This is a genomic window from Adhaeribacter aerolatus (assembly GCF_007991635.1).
GTDB classification, from domain to species: Bacteria; Bacteroidota; Bacteroidia; order Cytophagales; family Hymenobacteraceae; genus Adhaeribacter; species Adhaeribacter aerolatus.
In genome coordinates this window covers 27,950-41,362 of sequence record NZ_BJYS01000001.1, presented here as the reverse complement: position 1 = coordinate 41,362, position 13,413 = coordinate 27,950, and the positions used below count along the sequence as shown (strand labels likewise).

The window sequence follows — 13,413 nt, the reverse complement described above, 5'->3', positions numbered from 1 at the left end:
TTAGAAAAAAATTTTACTTCCGAAAGAAAAGTAAAGGTACCTAAATATAACCATATAATAAAAACGCTGCCTTACCAGCAGCGTTTTTATATTTAAGGCTTTATTTTTTAATCAGTTTATCTACTTCGGCCCGATTTACTACTACGGGGTACCGTTGCCGTAATTCGTTTACCCATTGTTTTTCGAGGTAATTCTGGTAGTCGGAGGTGGCTACGCCGCGGGTTTCGTTCAGGTTTTTGTAACCCGGTGGCAATATTTTATCTATCCGAATTAAATAAACCCGGCCATCCTGCTCTAAGGTATAAGTGCCTTCCTGCCAATTTACCTTATCCAGTATTTTATTTTCGCCTTTTACAAACCTACGTTTGGTTACCTGCAGTGCCAGCGGATTATTTTCGTTGAATGCTTGTTCCAGTACTTTTACGTCTTTCGAATATAAATCGAGGCTGACCGCCCGCTGCCGGTTGGCGGTGGCAGGCGGTGGATTTACCCTTATCTGACTGGCCGGTACGCCTTTTTTCTGCAAATAATCTTTTACCTGATTCGCCCGTTCCTGAACCAGTATATTTTTCCGGGCAGCCTCGCGGGCATCGGCCAGACCGGTTAAAGCCACCGATAAGTTCGGGTCGGCAGATAAGCGGTTAACTAATTCATCGAGCTGAGCAGTAGCTTTGGCCGATAGGGTGGTTGCATTGGCTGCAAACAGCACCGGTGCCGGCTTGTTTTTGCGGATTTCGTAGCGTTCTGCATTTAATAGCGGCTGGGCCCGATTCAGAATTTGTTTATTGGCAGCACTCAGAATGGTTGCTTCGGCCCGGGTGTCCCATTTATAATTTTCGCGGTTTTGCGCAAAAAAAGCTTGTAGCCCAACGGTGTCTTCAATGGCTTTAGACCAGATTTTCTCATCCATTAACTGAAATAATAAAATGCCATCGCGGTATTCCTGTACCAGCATCTTGTAATCCAGGTATTTGTTTTCGAGGTTTTCTTTTTCGTAAGTCAGCAAAGATTGTTCGGCAAAGCTATCGTAGAGCAACTGCATGGCATGGGCCGGCGAAGCGTTAGGCCGGGCTTTCTGGTTTTGCGCTACATAAGAGAAGAAATCCTTTACCTGGTATTTTTTATCCTGAATAGAAAATAATGTGACATTGGTTTCTTTATCGGGAAAGCTATTTTTCCAGACTCCTTTTACCAGCGAAGAATCGGCACGACCCAGCGCGTACTGCTTGGCGGCCGCTACTTCCTGAAAATTATTTTCGGTTTTGATGCGCTTGATAAAAGCCGCTTTGTTTAACTCGGAGCGGGAGTCTTTGGCTACCCGGTTCCGCAGCGAAGTTTCCATATCGTCGTAAGTAGGCAGGCTGCGGCGTTCCAGTAATTTAATAATATGCCAGCCGTAGGGAGTTTGTACGGGCTTCGAAATATCGCCGGGTTTGGCTAATTTAAAGGCTACCTCCTCAAAGCTGGGCAACATGCGGCCGGTACCAAACCAGGGCAATTCGCCGCCGTTCTGGTTCGAGCTCACATCCTCCGAAAACTGAGCTACCAGCCGGTCCCAGTTTTCTTTGCGGGCCACCCGGGTATAGATTTCATCTATTTTTCTTTTGGCGGCTACCGAATCGGCTTTGGGCATACCCGGCGTAGCCCGCACCATAATATGCGATACTTTTATTTCGCCTTGCGCCGGCCGTACACTGTTTACTTTAATTAAATGGTAGCCAAAACGGGTCCGGATAGGGTTAGAAAGTTGTCCTACCGGGGTTTTATATGCGGCATCTTCGAATGGATAAACCATTTGCAGCGCGGTAAAATAACCCAGCTTGCCGTTGTTCTCTTTGGCCGAAGGATCTTCGGAATAGGTTTGAGCTAGTTTGGCAAAATCTTCGCCGGCCTCAAGGCGTTTGCGTAAATCCAGAATTTTATTGTAGGCTGCTAAAGTATCTTTGGGTTCAGCATCGGGTGCTACGCCAATGAGAATATGGGAGGCATTAATTTCCTGCTTCATCCGGTCATAAGCTTCCCGGATTAATTTTTCGGTGACACTTTTTTCGGTGAGGTAGGGCTGCGCCAACTGCTGCTTGTACCCATCCAGTTCCCGCCGGAATGCCATGGTGGTGTCGAGGCCCCGGCTTTCGGCATCCATTACTTTGAGCTTAAAATTGGTATAAAGTTCCAGGTATTCCTCAATACTGGCCCGGGTGTAGGCATTCTCGGCACTGCCATTGTTTTTGTTGTAAACGTACTCAAATTCAGAAGTGTAAACCGGCCGGTCGCCCAGGGTTTCTATTACCGGTTCTTTACTGGCCTGGGGTTGCGTGCCTTTACAACCCACCAGAAGCAACACCGTGGCACCAAAATAAAAGAAGCTTTTACGCATACAAAGAAAAAGCATACCTGCTAATAAGGTATAAATTAAAAGAAGAAATCTCTGACTGCAATTTTACTAAATTTTTAACTATTATAAGTAATTAGGAGATTGGTTAATCCAAATTAGGTAACGAAAATATTAACGGAAAATTTAAATTTATTAAAGGCAGTACCGGGAAGAGAACATTTAGAGAAAAGGGTTTTGGTTTTAAGTTAAAACGGCCAATTTAAACGAACATAAAAAAATCCTTATACAGGAACCCATCTGGGCCTTTTTATATAAGGATAAGGTAAAAACATTAATATCAGGTGTAAAAATATAGCGGCGGCAAAAAGTTTTAAGTGTTAATAATATTGTAGGGCAGCATTCACCTGAAATTTCAGGCGGGTTGATGCACCTTTTTGTAGAGCCGGCAAATATTGCTCGTGCCCTGGGTCGTAAACTCAACTTTATCCATTATTCTTTTAACCAAAGCCACCCCCATACCGCCTTTGCCGCCCTCCGAAATTATTTTTTTAATATCGGGCTCTTTGTAGTTTTTCTGGTTAAAAGAATGGCCGTTGTCCGATAATTCAAACAAAAAAGTATCTCCGGTCTGAAAAATAGCCAGTTTCACAAACTTACTCTCGTCTTCTTTATTGGCATGAATAATTAAATTGGCTGTAATTTCATCTACAGCCAAAATAATCTGATTTAATTCTTTTTCTGCCAGCGTATAAGGACTAAGGTAGTTGGTTACAAAATCTCTTACTACTTTCAGGTTATTCTTATTACTTCTAATCCTGATCGAGTTATTCATTCGAAACGGTCATGGCTTCGTCGTAGGTAGAGACAATGGTCATCAGCAGGTCGAGCCCCAGAATCTCGAAAACGTTTTTAACTTTTTCCTGCATGTTAAAGAAGATGAGTTTTATCTGAGCGTCTTCGAAACGCTGCAGATGGGAGATAAATACCCCTAAGCCGGCAGAAGAAATGTAATTAAGATGCTCGCAGTCAACGAGTACTTTGTTGAAGAGCATAATCTCAGGTTTTGATAATTCTTCGTCTAATAATACAGAAGAACTCGCATCTAATTCACCGTTTAAACTAATGGTGATCGTTTTGTCTTTAATCTCTTGTGTTATTTTCATAGCCATTTTATTACGTCAAGCGGAAAAGTTTGGTTGAACATTTCTAAACTTAATTACTATCAGGGTCTGGTCGTCGTGGATGGGCATATCCTGACTAAATTCATTAACGTCGTTAACAATCGCGTATTTTATATCGTCCGCTTCCAGGTGATATGTTTGGGTAAGCATCTCGCGCAGGCGTTCTTCGCCGTATTCTTCCTGATTTTTGTTGCGGGCTTCTACAATGCCGTCGGTATAAATTACCATTACATCGCCGGGGTTATAATCGTAGTGCATGTTATGAATGCGCTTACTATAGTTTTGGTCCCGGATAATGCCCAGCCCCAAACCTTCGGTGTTAAAGTAAAAGGTTTCTTCGGTCATAGAATTGTAGTACAAGGTATGACAATGACCGGCCCGGGCAAAAAATATTCCTTTTAACTTATAATCTATTATATATAACGAGCTGGTAATAAACGAGGTTCTTTCGAGGCAGTGGGTAAGCGCGTTATTGGCCTTTACCATAAATTTCACCGGTTCCAGGTCATCCTGCATCAGGCCATGAAAAATACCTTTCATCTGGGCCATGTGAAAAGCCGCCGAAATACCTTTGCCCGACACATCGCCAATAATAATGGCAATCCGGCCTTCGCTTAATTGCAGGAAGTCGTAGAAGTCGCCGCCTACTTCTTTGGCCGCCTGCGAAAAGCAGCTAATCTCGAACCAGCTATCGCTGGGGAAGGTTTTGGGAATTAAGCTTTCCTGTACCGTACTGGCAATTTTAAGCTCTTCTTTGTAGCGTTCGGTTTGCAGCGCTTCTTCGGCCAGGCGTAAATTTTCGATGGTAAGGTTGGTCTGGCTGACAAAAGTCCGGATTACATTAATAGTTTCCCGGTCGAAACCCTGCTCTACTTCTTTTAATAAGTACAGAATACCAAAGGTGCGCTGTGCTGCGCGTAAAGGCGTTACATAAATAGATTTGTAAGGCAGGTTAAGGCGCCGGAGCTGGCTGTTATCGAGATTGTTATTTACGTAGTCGAAATTGTGGCCAACCGCATTCTGCACTTCACTCCGGATTTTCTGAAGTTGTTCTTCCTGTATATTTATAAACTCAATTACTTCGGCTCCTTCTTCATCCAGCAGTTCGAGCCAGGCCGCATCGGAACCAGACGCATTAACGGCGCTTTCGAAAAAAGTTTTAAAAACCTGCGGCTTGTCTTCGCCTTTCTGAATGAGTTGGGTCAGGCGTTGGAAATTTAGCAGATCGGAGCGTTTTTGTTCGAACACCGAAGCAGTAGGCAGACTGAATAAAGCTACTAAAAATGAAAATGCGGGGTATACCAGCACAAATAAGGTAGTTAACCGGATAAAAGGATTATCCAGAAAATCGTTGTAAACCGTAAGCTGGTTATTGAGCGAAATAAATACCTGAATAAAAATGCCCATGCTGGCCAGAATAGCGAGTAAAAGTAAAATGACTCGCCATTTTTTGCCACCCGTAATGTAGGCTACCCATTTCAGGTGGAAGCTTAGAAACACAGCATAAATAGCCAAAAGGGGCTGAAGGGGAATAAAAATAAAATCCAGGAAACTAAACTGGAAAAGCGACAGGATTAAAGTGCCAAATAGCGCCCACTCAAATATTTTCCATTCCAGCATTAAGGCTTTGGTTTTCTGGTGGAGAATAAGTACGCGCCAGATGTGAAAAGCTTTGCCAATAAAATAAACAAAGAATGCAAAGTTTACGGCGTATAATATATGCAGCAGGTAATTATTGGGTTCAGGATGATCTGGTTTGAGCCAGTTGTACCCTAAGTACATTACTGCGCAGATGTAGGCCGTAATACCCGCCCGAAAAAAAAGTTTCCAGAGGTAACCTAATAAATCAAGGCCTTTGTAGTTCTGCACGCGGATGCGCTGCACCATGAAAACAGAAAAAACAAAAATTGCTTTTAAGGCATAAGATAAAAAATCTGCAAGCTGTGTTTGGGGGGTAGCCTTACCGTGTGTAGCAGAATAAAAGATGGTACTACCTACCAGCAACCCCCAGCTTAAAACCGCAATAAAAATAAAATATTTTTTAAGCTTTATCTGATCTGGCATGAATAACCGACTATTCTTTTTCGCTACGATTAAGTTGTTGTAAGGTATATTTAAAATATAACGGCACAAAAAGTTACCTTGGGTAAAAAAAAGTAGTTTTGGCCCAAATCTTAAACCTGGTGGTTAGAGACGGAGCCTTTTAAAAACTACTCTTTTCCCCAAAAATAAGTTTAAATATATTAAAAAAAATCTATTTTTTTACCGGCTATAATTTGGCGCTTCTCTAATTATCTGAACATCATGCGGATGGCTTTCGCGTAAACCAGCACCGGTAATTTTAACCATTTGGGCTTCCTGCAATTTATCAATAGTAGCTGCCCCGCAGTAACCCATACCGGCCCGAACGCCGCCTACTAATTGGTAAAGCACTTCGGCCACTGCGCCTTTATACGGTACCCGGCCCACAATTCCTTCGGGCACCAGTTTTTTCATGTCGTCTTCGGCATCCTGAAAATAACGGTCTTTCGAGCCATCTTCCATTGCTTCAATTGAGCCCATGCCCCGGTAAGTTTTAAACTTACGGCCTTCGAGCAAAAGCATTTCGCCGGGCGCTTCTTCGGTGCCAGCCAGCAAAGAACCAATCATAACGGTGCTGGCACCGCCGCCAATTGCTTTTACAATATCGCCGGAAAACTTAATACCACCGTCGGCAATTACCGGCACGCCAGTACCTTCCAGGCCGCGGGCAGCTTCCATTACCGCTGATAACTGGGGTACCCCAATACCCGCAATAATTCGGGTGGTACAAATACTGCCCGGACCAACACCAACTTTAACGGCATCGGCGCCGGCATCGGCCAGGGCTTTGGCACCTGCGGCGGTGGCTACGTTACCGGCAATTAAATCTAACTTCGGAAATTGTTTTTTTATTTCTTTTACCGCATCCAATACCCCTTGCGAGTGACCGTGCGCCGTATCTACACTAATTACATCTACGCCGGCTTCTACCAGGGCTGCTACCCGGGCCAGGGTATCGGGGGTTACGCCAACAGCGGCGCCAACGCGCAAACGGCCAAACTCGTCTTTACAGGCATTGGGCCGGTCTTTTCTTTTTAGGATATCTTTATACGTTATTAATCCTTCCAGTTTACCGTCGCCGTCTACAATAGGCAGTTTCTCGATGCGGTATTGCTGCAAAATATCTTCGGCTTCGGTCAGGCTGATACCTTTTTTAGCAGTAATCAGGTTGTCACGCGTCATTATTTCGGCAATCGGCTGCGTTTTGTCTTTCTGAAACCGAATGTCGCGGTTGGTAATAATACCCACTAATTTCCGGTCGCCGTTGGTAACTGGTATGCCACCAATATTATATTCCCGCATGAGCTTAAGCGCATCGCCCAGCACCGCTTTTTCGTCCAGAATAACCGGGTCCAGGATCATGCCGCTTTCCGAACGTTTTACTTTCCGGACCATGTTGGCCTGTTTCTTAATGGACATGTTCTTGTGGATAATGCCAATACCGCCTTCGTGGGCCATCGAAATAGCCAGTTCTGCCTCGGTTACCGTATCCATAGCGGCCGAAATTAACGGAATATTTAGCCGGATGTTGCGGGTGAGCGGGGTAGAAGTATCGCAGTTGCGGGGTAAAACCTGGGAATAAGCCGGGAGCAGAAGCACATCGTCGTAAGTCAGGGCTTCAAAAATTATCTTGGATTGGGAGGAAGACATTGCAAATACGTTTTGTTATTTGCCGTGTAAAGTTACTATAAATTTTGGAATTGGCAGCATTTATGGAATAATAATGTTTGGAATTAAGAAAGTACTGGATTTCTTTTGAAAGATTCCATCTTTCAATGCTGAGGTGCTAATAAATGTTTAAAGCCTAAGTTTGCTTCCGGCCGCGGGGCCCCGTTTGGTCATTCGGGCTGCTCATCTTTCCTTTCCTCCTGCGTCGGAATGCTGCGCACCGGAAACCTGAAAGGCCCGAATGACCAAACTGATGTCATTTGCTTCGTAGCTGCTGTCTTTCTGCCTACCCAAATATTATTTTTGAAGAAATATTAACTATGAAAAGTTAGCCGTAGAAAACGCATCAGCGGAGTTCCCCGCCTATTTTAGGAGGGGCTAGGGGTGGTAAAACAACCAACCTCAATACACCGGCATGGTGGGGTCTATTTGTTCGGCCCAGGCGTGGATACCACCTTTGAGATTGAGCAGGTTTTTATAACCAAAACGTTGTTGCAGGTATTGCAGGGCCTGAGCGCTGCGGAAACCGTGGTGGCAAACCAATATTACCGGTTTGTCCTGGGGAATATTTTCCAGTTTTTTAGGTATCTCGGCGAGTGGTATTAAAACCGAGGTCAAAGCGCAAATTTCGTACTCTACCGGTTCGCGCACATCAATTAATAAGATGTCTTCGCCGGCGGCCATTTTTTTACTAAGTTCAGTTACTGTAATTTCGGGCAGCATTTATTCAGTTATCAGAGAACAGTTATCAATTAACAATTATCAGTAAACAATCAGCAATTATCAATTAAAAGATTAGAAATTAATAATTAATGAATACATACGAAATAGTAGGCGCGATAACCGGACTTTTGTGCGTTTGGCTGGCTGCCCGGCAAAATGTCTGGACGTGGCCCATTGCGTTAATAAGTGTCGCTTGCTATTTTATTTTTTTCTACGAAATTCAGTTGTATGCCGATATGTGGCTGCAGGTATTCTTTTTGGGTTCTAATTTATACGGCTGGTACGAGTGGCTTTACGGCGGCAAAAATAAATTGGAGTTGCCGGTTACGCGGCTGCAGCCAAAGCAAATTGGGTTGGTGGTGGTTACGGGTATTATTACGAGTGTGCTGATGGCGCTATATTTCCAAAGCTTTACCGATGCGTCTTATCCGTGGCTCGATTCTATATTGGCTGCTTTTAGTGTATTGGCTCAAATATTACTTACCCGAAAGAAAATTGAAAACTGGATAATCTGGTTGTTGGTCGATATTTTTTACGTAGGGCTTTACTGGAAAAAAGAAGCCCACCTCACGGCAGGCCTTTACTTTATATTCCTGATTATTGCGGCCCAAGGGTATTGGGAATGGCGAAAGTCAATGCGATCGCCGGAACCGGTTGTTTAATTATTATGCTTTCACCACTGAGCCATCCAGCAAATCAATAATCCGGGAGCCGTAGGTAGCATTTTTCTCAGAATGTGTTACCTGAATAATAGTGGTGCCTTCCTGGTTCAGGCGTTGGAAGAGTTCCATTATTTCTTCACCCTGGCGGGAGTTCAGGTTGCCGGTAGGTTCATCGGCCAGAATTAATTTAGGCGATGCTACTACCGCCCGCGCAATACCCACCAGTTGCTGCTGCCCGCCCGAAAGCTGCGTGGGAAATAAATCTTTTTTACCTACAATATTAAATTTATCCAGAATATCGGCTACTTTGGCTTTGCGGTCCGAGGATTTTACATCCTGGTAAAGCAGGGGCGTTTCGATGTTTTCATAAACCGTTAGCTCATCTATCAGGTGATAACTTTGGAATACAAACCCGATAAAACTTTTATGGAGTTGGGTGCGCTCTTTCTCTTTAATCCTATGTACCGGCTTGTCTAAGAAATAATATTCGCCGCTGGAGGGTTCTTCCAGCATACCAATAATATTTAGCAGCGTCGATTTTCCAGAACCTGATGGCCCCATAATAGAAATAAATTCACCTTCTTGTACTTCCAGGTTAATATTGCGGAGCACGTAGGTGCGGGAGAAACCACTGGCGTAATATTTATCGATATCTTTCAGCGTAATCAGCATAGATAAGTTTGGCTATATATAGGTAAGCGACGGTAAATTATATTTTCGGAACGGAATAAAAAAATACCCTGACCTAATATTTTCGGGCCAGGGTATTTTGTATTATATAGAGCCCCAACACACCTTCTGGGAAAAGCGGAAGACGAACCGGTAGCCGGGCTCCCCTCCTTATTTTCAAGGAGGGGCAGGGGTGGTTTTTTAAATTGTTAAACGGTCTGTATTAAATACTTTACATCCGGTAAGCTAACTCGGTGGTACCGCCCGAAGTGCTCAGTTTTACCGGAATGCCACCCCCGTTTATCCGGCCTTTAACGCGGTTGGTTTCGGATTCACCATCGAAGTTTGTAAGCGTGGTTTTTACGCGATTACCGCTTAAATCCAGATCCAAGCCCTGACCTTTAGGTACGGTAGCATGCACGCTGCCACCGCTGGTATGCAGGTTTAAATATTTGCCCAACTGGGTTACATCGGCATGAATGCTGCCGCCACTGGTACGGGCATCAATATCGCCGGCTACTTTTTGCAGTTGAATGCTGCCACCCGAGGTCCGGGCTTTTAAGGTGCCCCGGGCATCCGTCAGGTTAATAGAGCCACCACTGGTATGGGCATCCAGGTTACCCTGGTATTGGTTTAAATTTATACTACCGCCCGAAGTGTTGGCTACGGTATTGCCCTTAATATTTTTCAAGGTGATGCTGCCGCCACTGGTTTTGGCTTCCTGGGTGCCGGTAAGATTGGCTAGGCTAATGCTGCCCCCGCTGGTGTTTAATTTAGTGGCAATATTTTCAGGTACCTGTATTTCAAATGAAACATTCAGGGCATCATCATTATCCCACTTCCAATTTTTCTCTTTGCGTTCGGCTACAGCGTAAACGGAATTGCCATCTTGGCGCACGTCAAAGGTATATTTTTCTAAAACTTCTTTAGAAGGGGCTTCGTTGCGGTTGCGCCAATTGGCCGGCCGTACAAACATTTCTACCTTAACCTGGTTGCCCGAAGTACCGGTAACTTTAATGCTGCCGCCCGAGGTTCTGGTTACCAGGTTACCGCCGTTGTTTAAACTAAAGTTTTTTACGAGATAAGGTTTTTGTTTATCGTCTTGAGAAAAAGCCAGCAGGGTAGTAGAAAGTACCGCTGCCACAACAACCAGGGCAAAGATTAATTTTTTCATAGTGGTTTATTTATGGTGTAAATATTTATAAAATATTGTTTGTCAATTATTTATTGGGGAGTACAGCTAAGGTAATATATTTATGCTCCAAAGTAAAGGCCTGTTTATTCTGGTAGATGTTCTATTAAGTACATTGGTTGCTTGGGCAAATAAATATTTATCCGAAGAGGGTAACTGGCGTTTGATAAAAAAGTAACAGCTGACCTGAAAATAAATTATAGCGCTCGATGACTAGCACAATTTAGTTGATGGGTTATACACCAACCGCAAATTTTAAGGCTGAATAGCTAAAGGAAAACGGCGGTTCAGAATGTAGATTGATTTCTGAACCGCCAGGAAGAGCCTTCGGAATAAGTTAGGACTTTAGTAAAAATGATTTTTTAAAATTGTAAATCCTCCCCCTACCCCCTCCAAAGGGGGACCTTTCAATAACTTTGCGAAAGTCCTAAAATATTTTATTCAGTACGGAGGCTTTTGATGGGGTTGGTAGAGGCGGCCCGGTGCGCCAGGTAACTAACGGTAACTAAGGTAAACAACAACGAAATAAATCCGGCCAGGAAGAAAATCCAGGGACTGATGGTAATGCGGTACGGAAAATCTTGTAACCAAGTATGCATGGCATACCAGGCAATTGGTGTCGCAATCAGGATGGCAATTAGCACCAGTTTGGTAAAATCTTTGGTGAGGAGCAAGGTGATTTGCGTTACCGAAGCACCCATTACTTTGCGGATGCCAATTTCTTTGGTGCGCTGCTGCGCCGAAAAAGCCACTAAGCCCAGCAAACCTAAGCAGGCAATAAATATTGCCAAGCCGGCAAAAATGGTAAATACCTGGCTGAGTTTGCGTTCCGATTCTACCATTTTTCCGAAATATTCATCCAGAAAATTGTACTCAAAAGGATATTCCGGCGCAAAAATTTTCCAGGTTTTTTCCAGGTGGGTTAAGGTTGCCGGAATATTACCGGGGCGCATCCGGATAGTCATTCTGTTGAAAGTGCCGGGATACACGTGCATAATAAACGGCTCTATTTTCTGGTGCAGCGATTTATAATGAAAATCTTTTACTACCCCCACCACTTTTCCTATTTTCAATTTGTCAGGGTTCAGCCATTCATCCCAAATAATTTCCTGACCCAAGGCTTTTTCGGGGGTGCCAAAACCTAGTTCTTTTGCGGCGGTTTCGTTTATAATATAGGCCTGCTGTTCATCGGTTTTATAGTTTTTAGAAAACGGCCGGCCGGCTGCCATTTGGAGTTTCAGGGAGGGGATATAATCGTAATCTACGGTAAACATGCTGATGGGCCGGTTGTCTTTATCGCCCCGCAGCCGGATGCCGTCGCCGGCTACCAGGCCGCCGGGTTCGCCGTACGAAGCCGAAGCGGCAACAATATTTGGGTTGCGCAAAAGTTCGGTTTTTACCTGTTCGTAGGCTTGCTGCATTTTATCGCTCTGCATATTAAAAACCAAAAGCTGGTCTTTATCAAACCCTAAATCTTTTTGCTGAAGGTAATTTAATTGCCGGTATACAATAGCCGTAGCAGCAATTAAAACCACCGAAATGACAAACTGGGTAATAACCAATATTTGCCGTAAAGCCGAAAGCCGAAAACCTTTGCCGGTATTATTACTTTTTAAAACATCGATGGGCAGGAATGAAGATAAAAAGAAAGCCGGATAGAGGCCGGCCAGCAAGCCAACCGGAATACTACATAACAGTAGCCCCGCCACTACCAGGAAATCCTGACCTAAATGCAGTCTCAAAGTTTCGCCGGATAGCTCGTTAAAGTAAGGCAAAGCTAGTTCTACAATAGGAATGGCCAGTAAAAAAGCAACCAAGGTCATCAGGATCGATTCGCCTAAATATTGCAGAATGAGCTGGCCTTTGTGGGCGCCTATTACTTTGCGAACACCTACTTCTTTGGCTCGTTTTAAAGAGCGGGCCGTAGCTAAATTCATAAAGTTAAAGCAGGCAATAACCAGAATAAATAAAGCAATAACCGCAAAGGCATACACAAAATTAATGTTACCCCGGTTGGGCTGGTCGTATTCTAAGTGGCCGGAACGCAAATAAATATCTTTTACCGGCTGCAAATGGAAAACATCGTTAATACCGGCTTTAGCCGTAATGGGTGCAACTTCTTTTTCGGTAAAGCGGGCTAGTTTTTCTTCAAAGGCGGGGCCCGAAGTATTATTTTTCAGACGGACGTAGGTATAAAACTGGTGCCAGTTCCAGCTTTGCAGCCGCTCCGGAAAGAATTGCCGCGCAAAAGCAAAAGAAAGAATGATATCGGCTTTTAGGTGCGTAGGTGTTTTGGGTTTAGCCAGCACCCCAGTTACTTTTAATTTAGTATCGTTGTTCAGGCTAATAATTTTACCCATCGGGTTTTCCGAACCAAAATATTTTTGGGCAATTACATCCGAAATAATAACCGCATCCGGGGAGTTAAGCGCCGTGCGCGCATCGCCGTGTTGCAGCGGCAGGGTTAATACCTGTAAAACAGAAGAATCGGCGAGGTAGAAATTATCTTCATAAAATTCATGCGCTTTGTATTCTATCAGGTTGCCGGGTAATATTATCAGGCGGGCGGCGGCTTCTACTTCCGGAAAATTTTTGACCAAGGTGGGCGCTACCATGGGCGGCGTTAAGGTGAGCCATTGTTGTCGGTCACTTTTCTTGTTCTCGGTTACAACCCGGTAAATATTATCGGCGTCCTTATGGTGGGTATCGTAACTGAGCGATGTGCGCACGTACAGGAAAATCAGCAGGCAACAGGCAATGCCAATAGCCAACCCAATAATATTTATAAAGGAATAAAATTTATGGCGGAACATGTTCCGGATAGCCAGCTTTAAATAATTCTTCAGCATAATAGTAGCAAATTGGGAGTTTTAATTTCTTTTATGCTCTAACCTTAATTTA

10 protein-coding genes are annotated in these 13,413 nt (G+C 44.0%); 1 reads left to right on the top strand and 9 read right to left on the bottom strand.

From position 1 onward, the window contains the following. Positions 1-100: 100 nt before the first annotated feature. The 6 genes from AAE02nite_RS00175 to AAE02nite_RS00150 all read right to left on the bottom strand — a co-directional run bounded on the left by AAE02nite_RS00175 (position 101) and on the right by AAE02nite_RS00150 (position 7,989). Positions 101-2,377, bottom strand: a complete 2,277-nt coding sequence (locus AAE02nite_RS00175; RefSeq protein WP_146894423.1) for a peptidylprolyl isomerase — start codon at positions 2,375-2,377, stop codon at positions 101-103. A 370-nt stretch (positions 2,378-2,747) separates the two neighbouring features. Continuing rightward, entirely contained in the window at positions 2,748-3,167 is a 420-nt protein-coding gene (locus AAE02nite_RS00170) for an ATP-binding protein (protein WP_146894422.1), read from the bottom strand. Next, the gene (locus AAE02nite_RS00165) at positions 3,160-3,498 is read right to left on the bottom strand and encodes an STAS domain-containing protein (RefSeq protein ID WP_146894420.1); all 339 of its coding nucleotides are present in this window, start codon (positions 3,496-3,498) and stop codon (positions 3,160-3,162) included. Before AAE02nite_RS00165 ends, AAE02nite_RS00170 begins: the two co-directional genes overlap by 8 nt. A 15-nt stretch (positions 3,499-3,513) precedes the next feature. Beyond that, on the bottom strand, positions 3,514-5,580 hold the full coding sequence (locus AAE02nite_RS00160) for a PP2C family protein-serine/threonine phosphatase (RefSeq protein ID WP_146894418.1): 2,067 nt from the start codon (positions 5,578-5,580) through the stop codon (positions 3,514-3,516). Between the two features lie 198 nt (positions 5,581-5,778). Next, complete coding sequence (guaB, locus tag AAE02nite_RS00155; protein ID WP_146894416.1) at positions 5,779-7,248, bottom strand: IMP dehydrogenase; 1,470 nt, start codon at positions 7,246-7,248, stop codon at positions 5,779-5,781. A gap of 420 nt (positions 7,249-7,668) precedes the next feature. Continuing rightward, positions 7,669-7,989, bottom strand: a complete 321-nt coding sequence (locus AAE02nite_RS00150; protein WP_246150693.1) for a rhodanese-like domain-containing protein — start codon at positions 7,987-7,989, stop codon at positions 7,669-7,671. Between the two features lie 89 nt (positions 7,990-8,078). On the opposite strand from AAE02nite_RS00150, the gene pnuC reads away from it, so the two are divergent. Beyond that, positions 8,079-8,651: a nicotinamide riboside transporter PnuC gene (gene pnuC / locus AAE02nite_RS00145; RefSeq protein WP_146894414.1), complete on the top strand. Its 573-nt coding sequence runs from the start codon at positions 8,079-8,081 to the stop codon at positions 8,649-8,651. Positions 8,652-8,654: 3 nt separating this feature from the next. Here the strand turns inward: pnuC and AAE02nite_RS00140 are convergent, their stop codons facing one another. From AAE02nite_RS00140 to AAE02nite_RS00130, 3 genes are all read right to left on the bottom strand, one after another. Then, positions 8,655-9,320, bottom strand: coding sequence for an ABC transporter ATP-binding protein (locus tag AAE02nite_RS00140; protein WP_146894751.1), 666 nt, complete (start codon positions 9,318-9,320; stop codon positions 8,655-8,657). 232 nt (positions 9,321-9,552) lie between these two features. Continuing rightward, on the bottom strand, positions 9,553-10,494 hold the full coding sequence (locus tag AAE02nite_RS00135) for a DUF4097 family beta strand repeat-containing protein (RefSeq protein ID WP_146894412.1): 942 nt from the start codon (positions 10,492-10,494) through the stop codon (positions 9,553-9,555). 455 nt (positions 10,495-10,949) lie between these two features. Continuing rightward, positions 10,950-13,361 carry an ABC transporter permease gene (locus AAE02nite_RS00130; protein ID WP_146894410.1) on the bottom strand — a complete coding sequence of 804 codons (2,412 nt, stop codon included), beginning with the start codon at positions 13,359-13,361 and terminating at the stop codon, positions 10,950-10,952. Between the last annotated feature and the right edge of the window lie 52 nt (positions 13,362-13,413).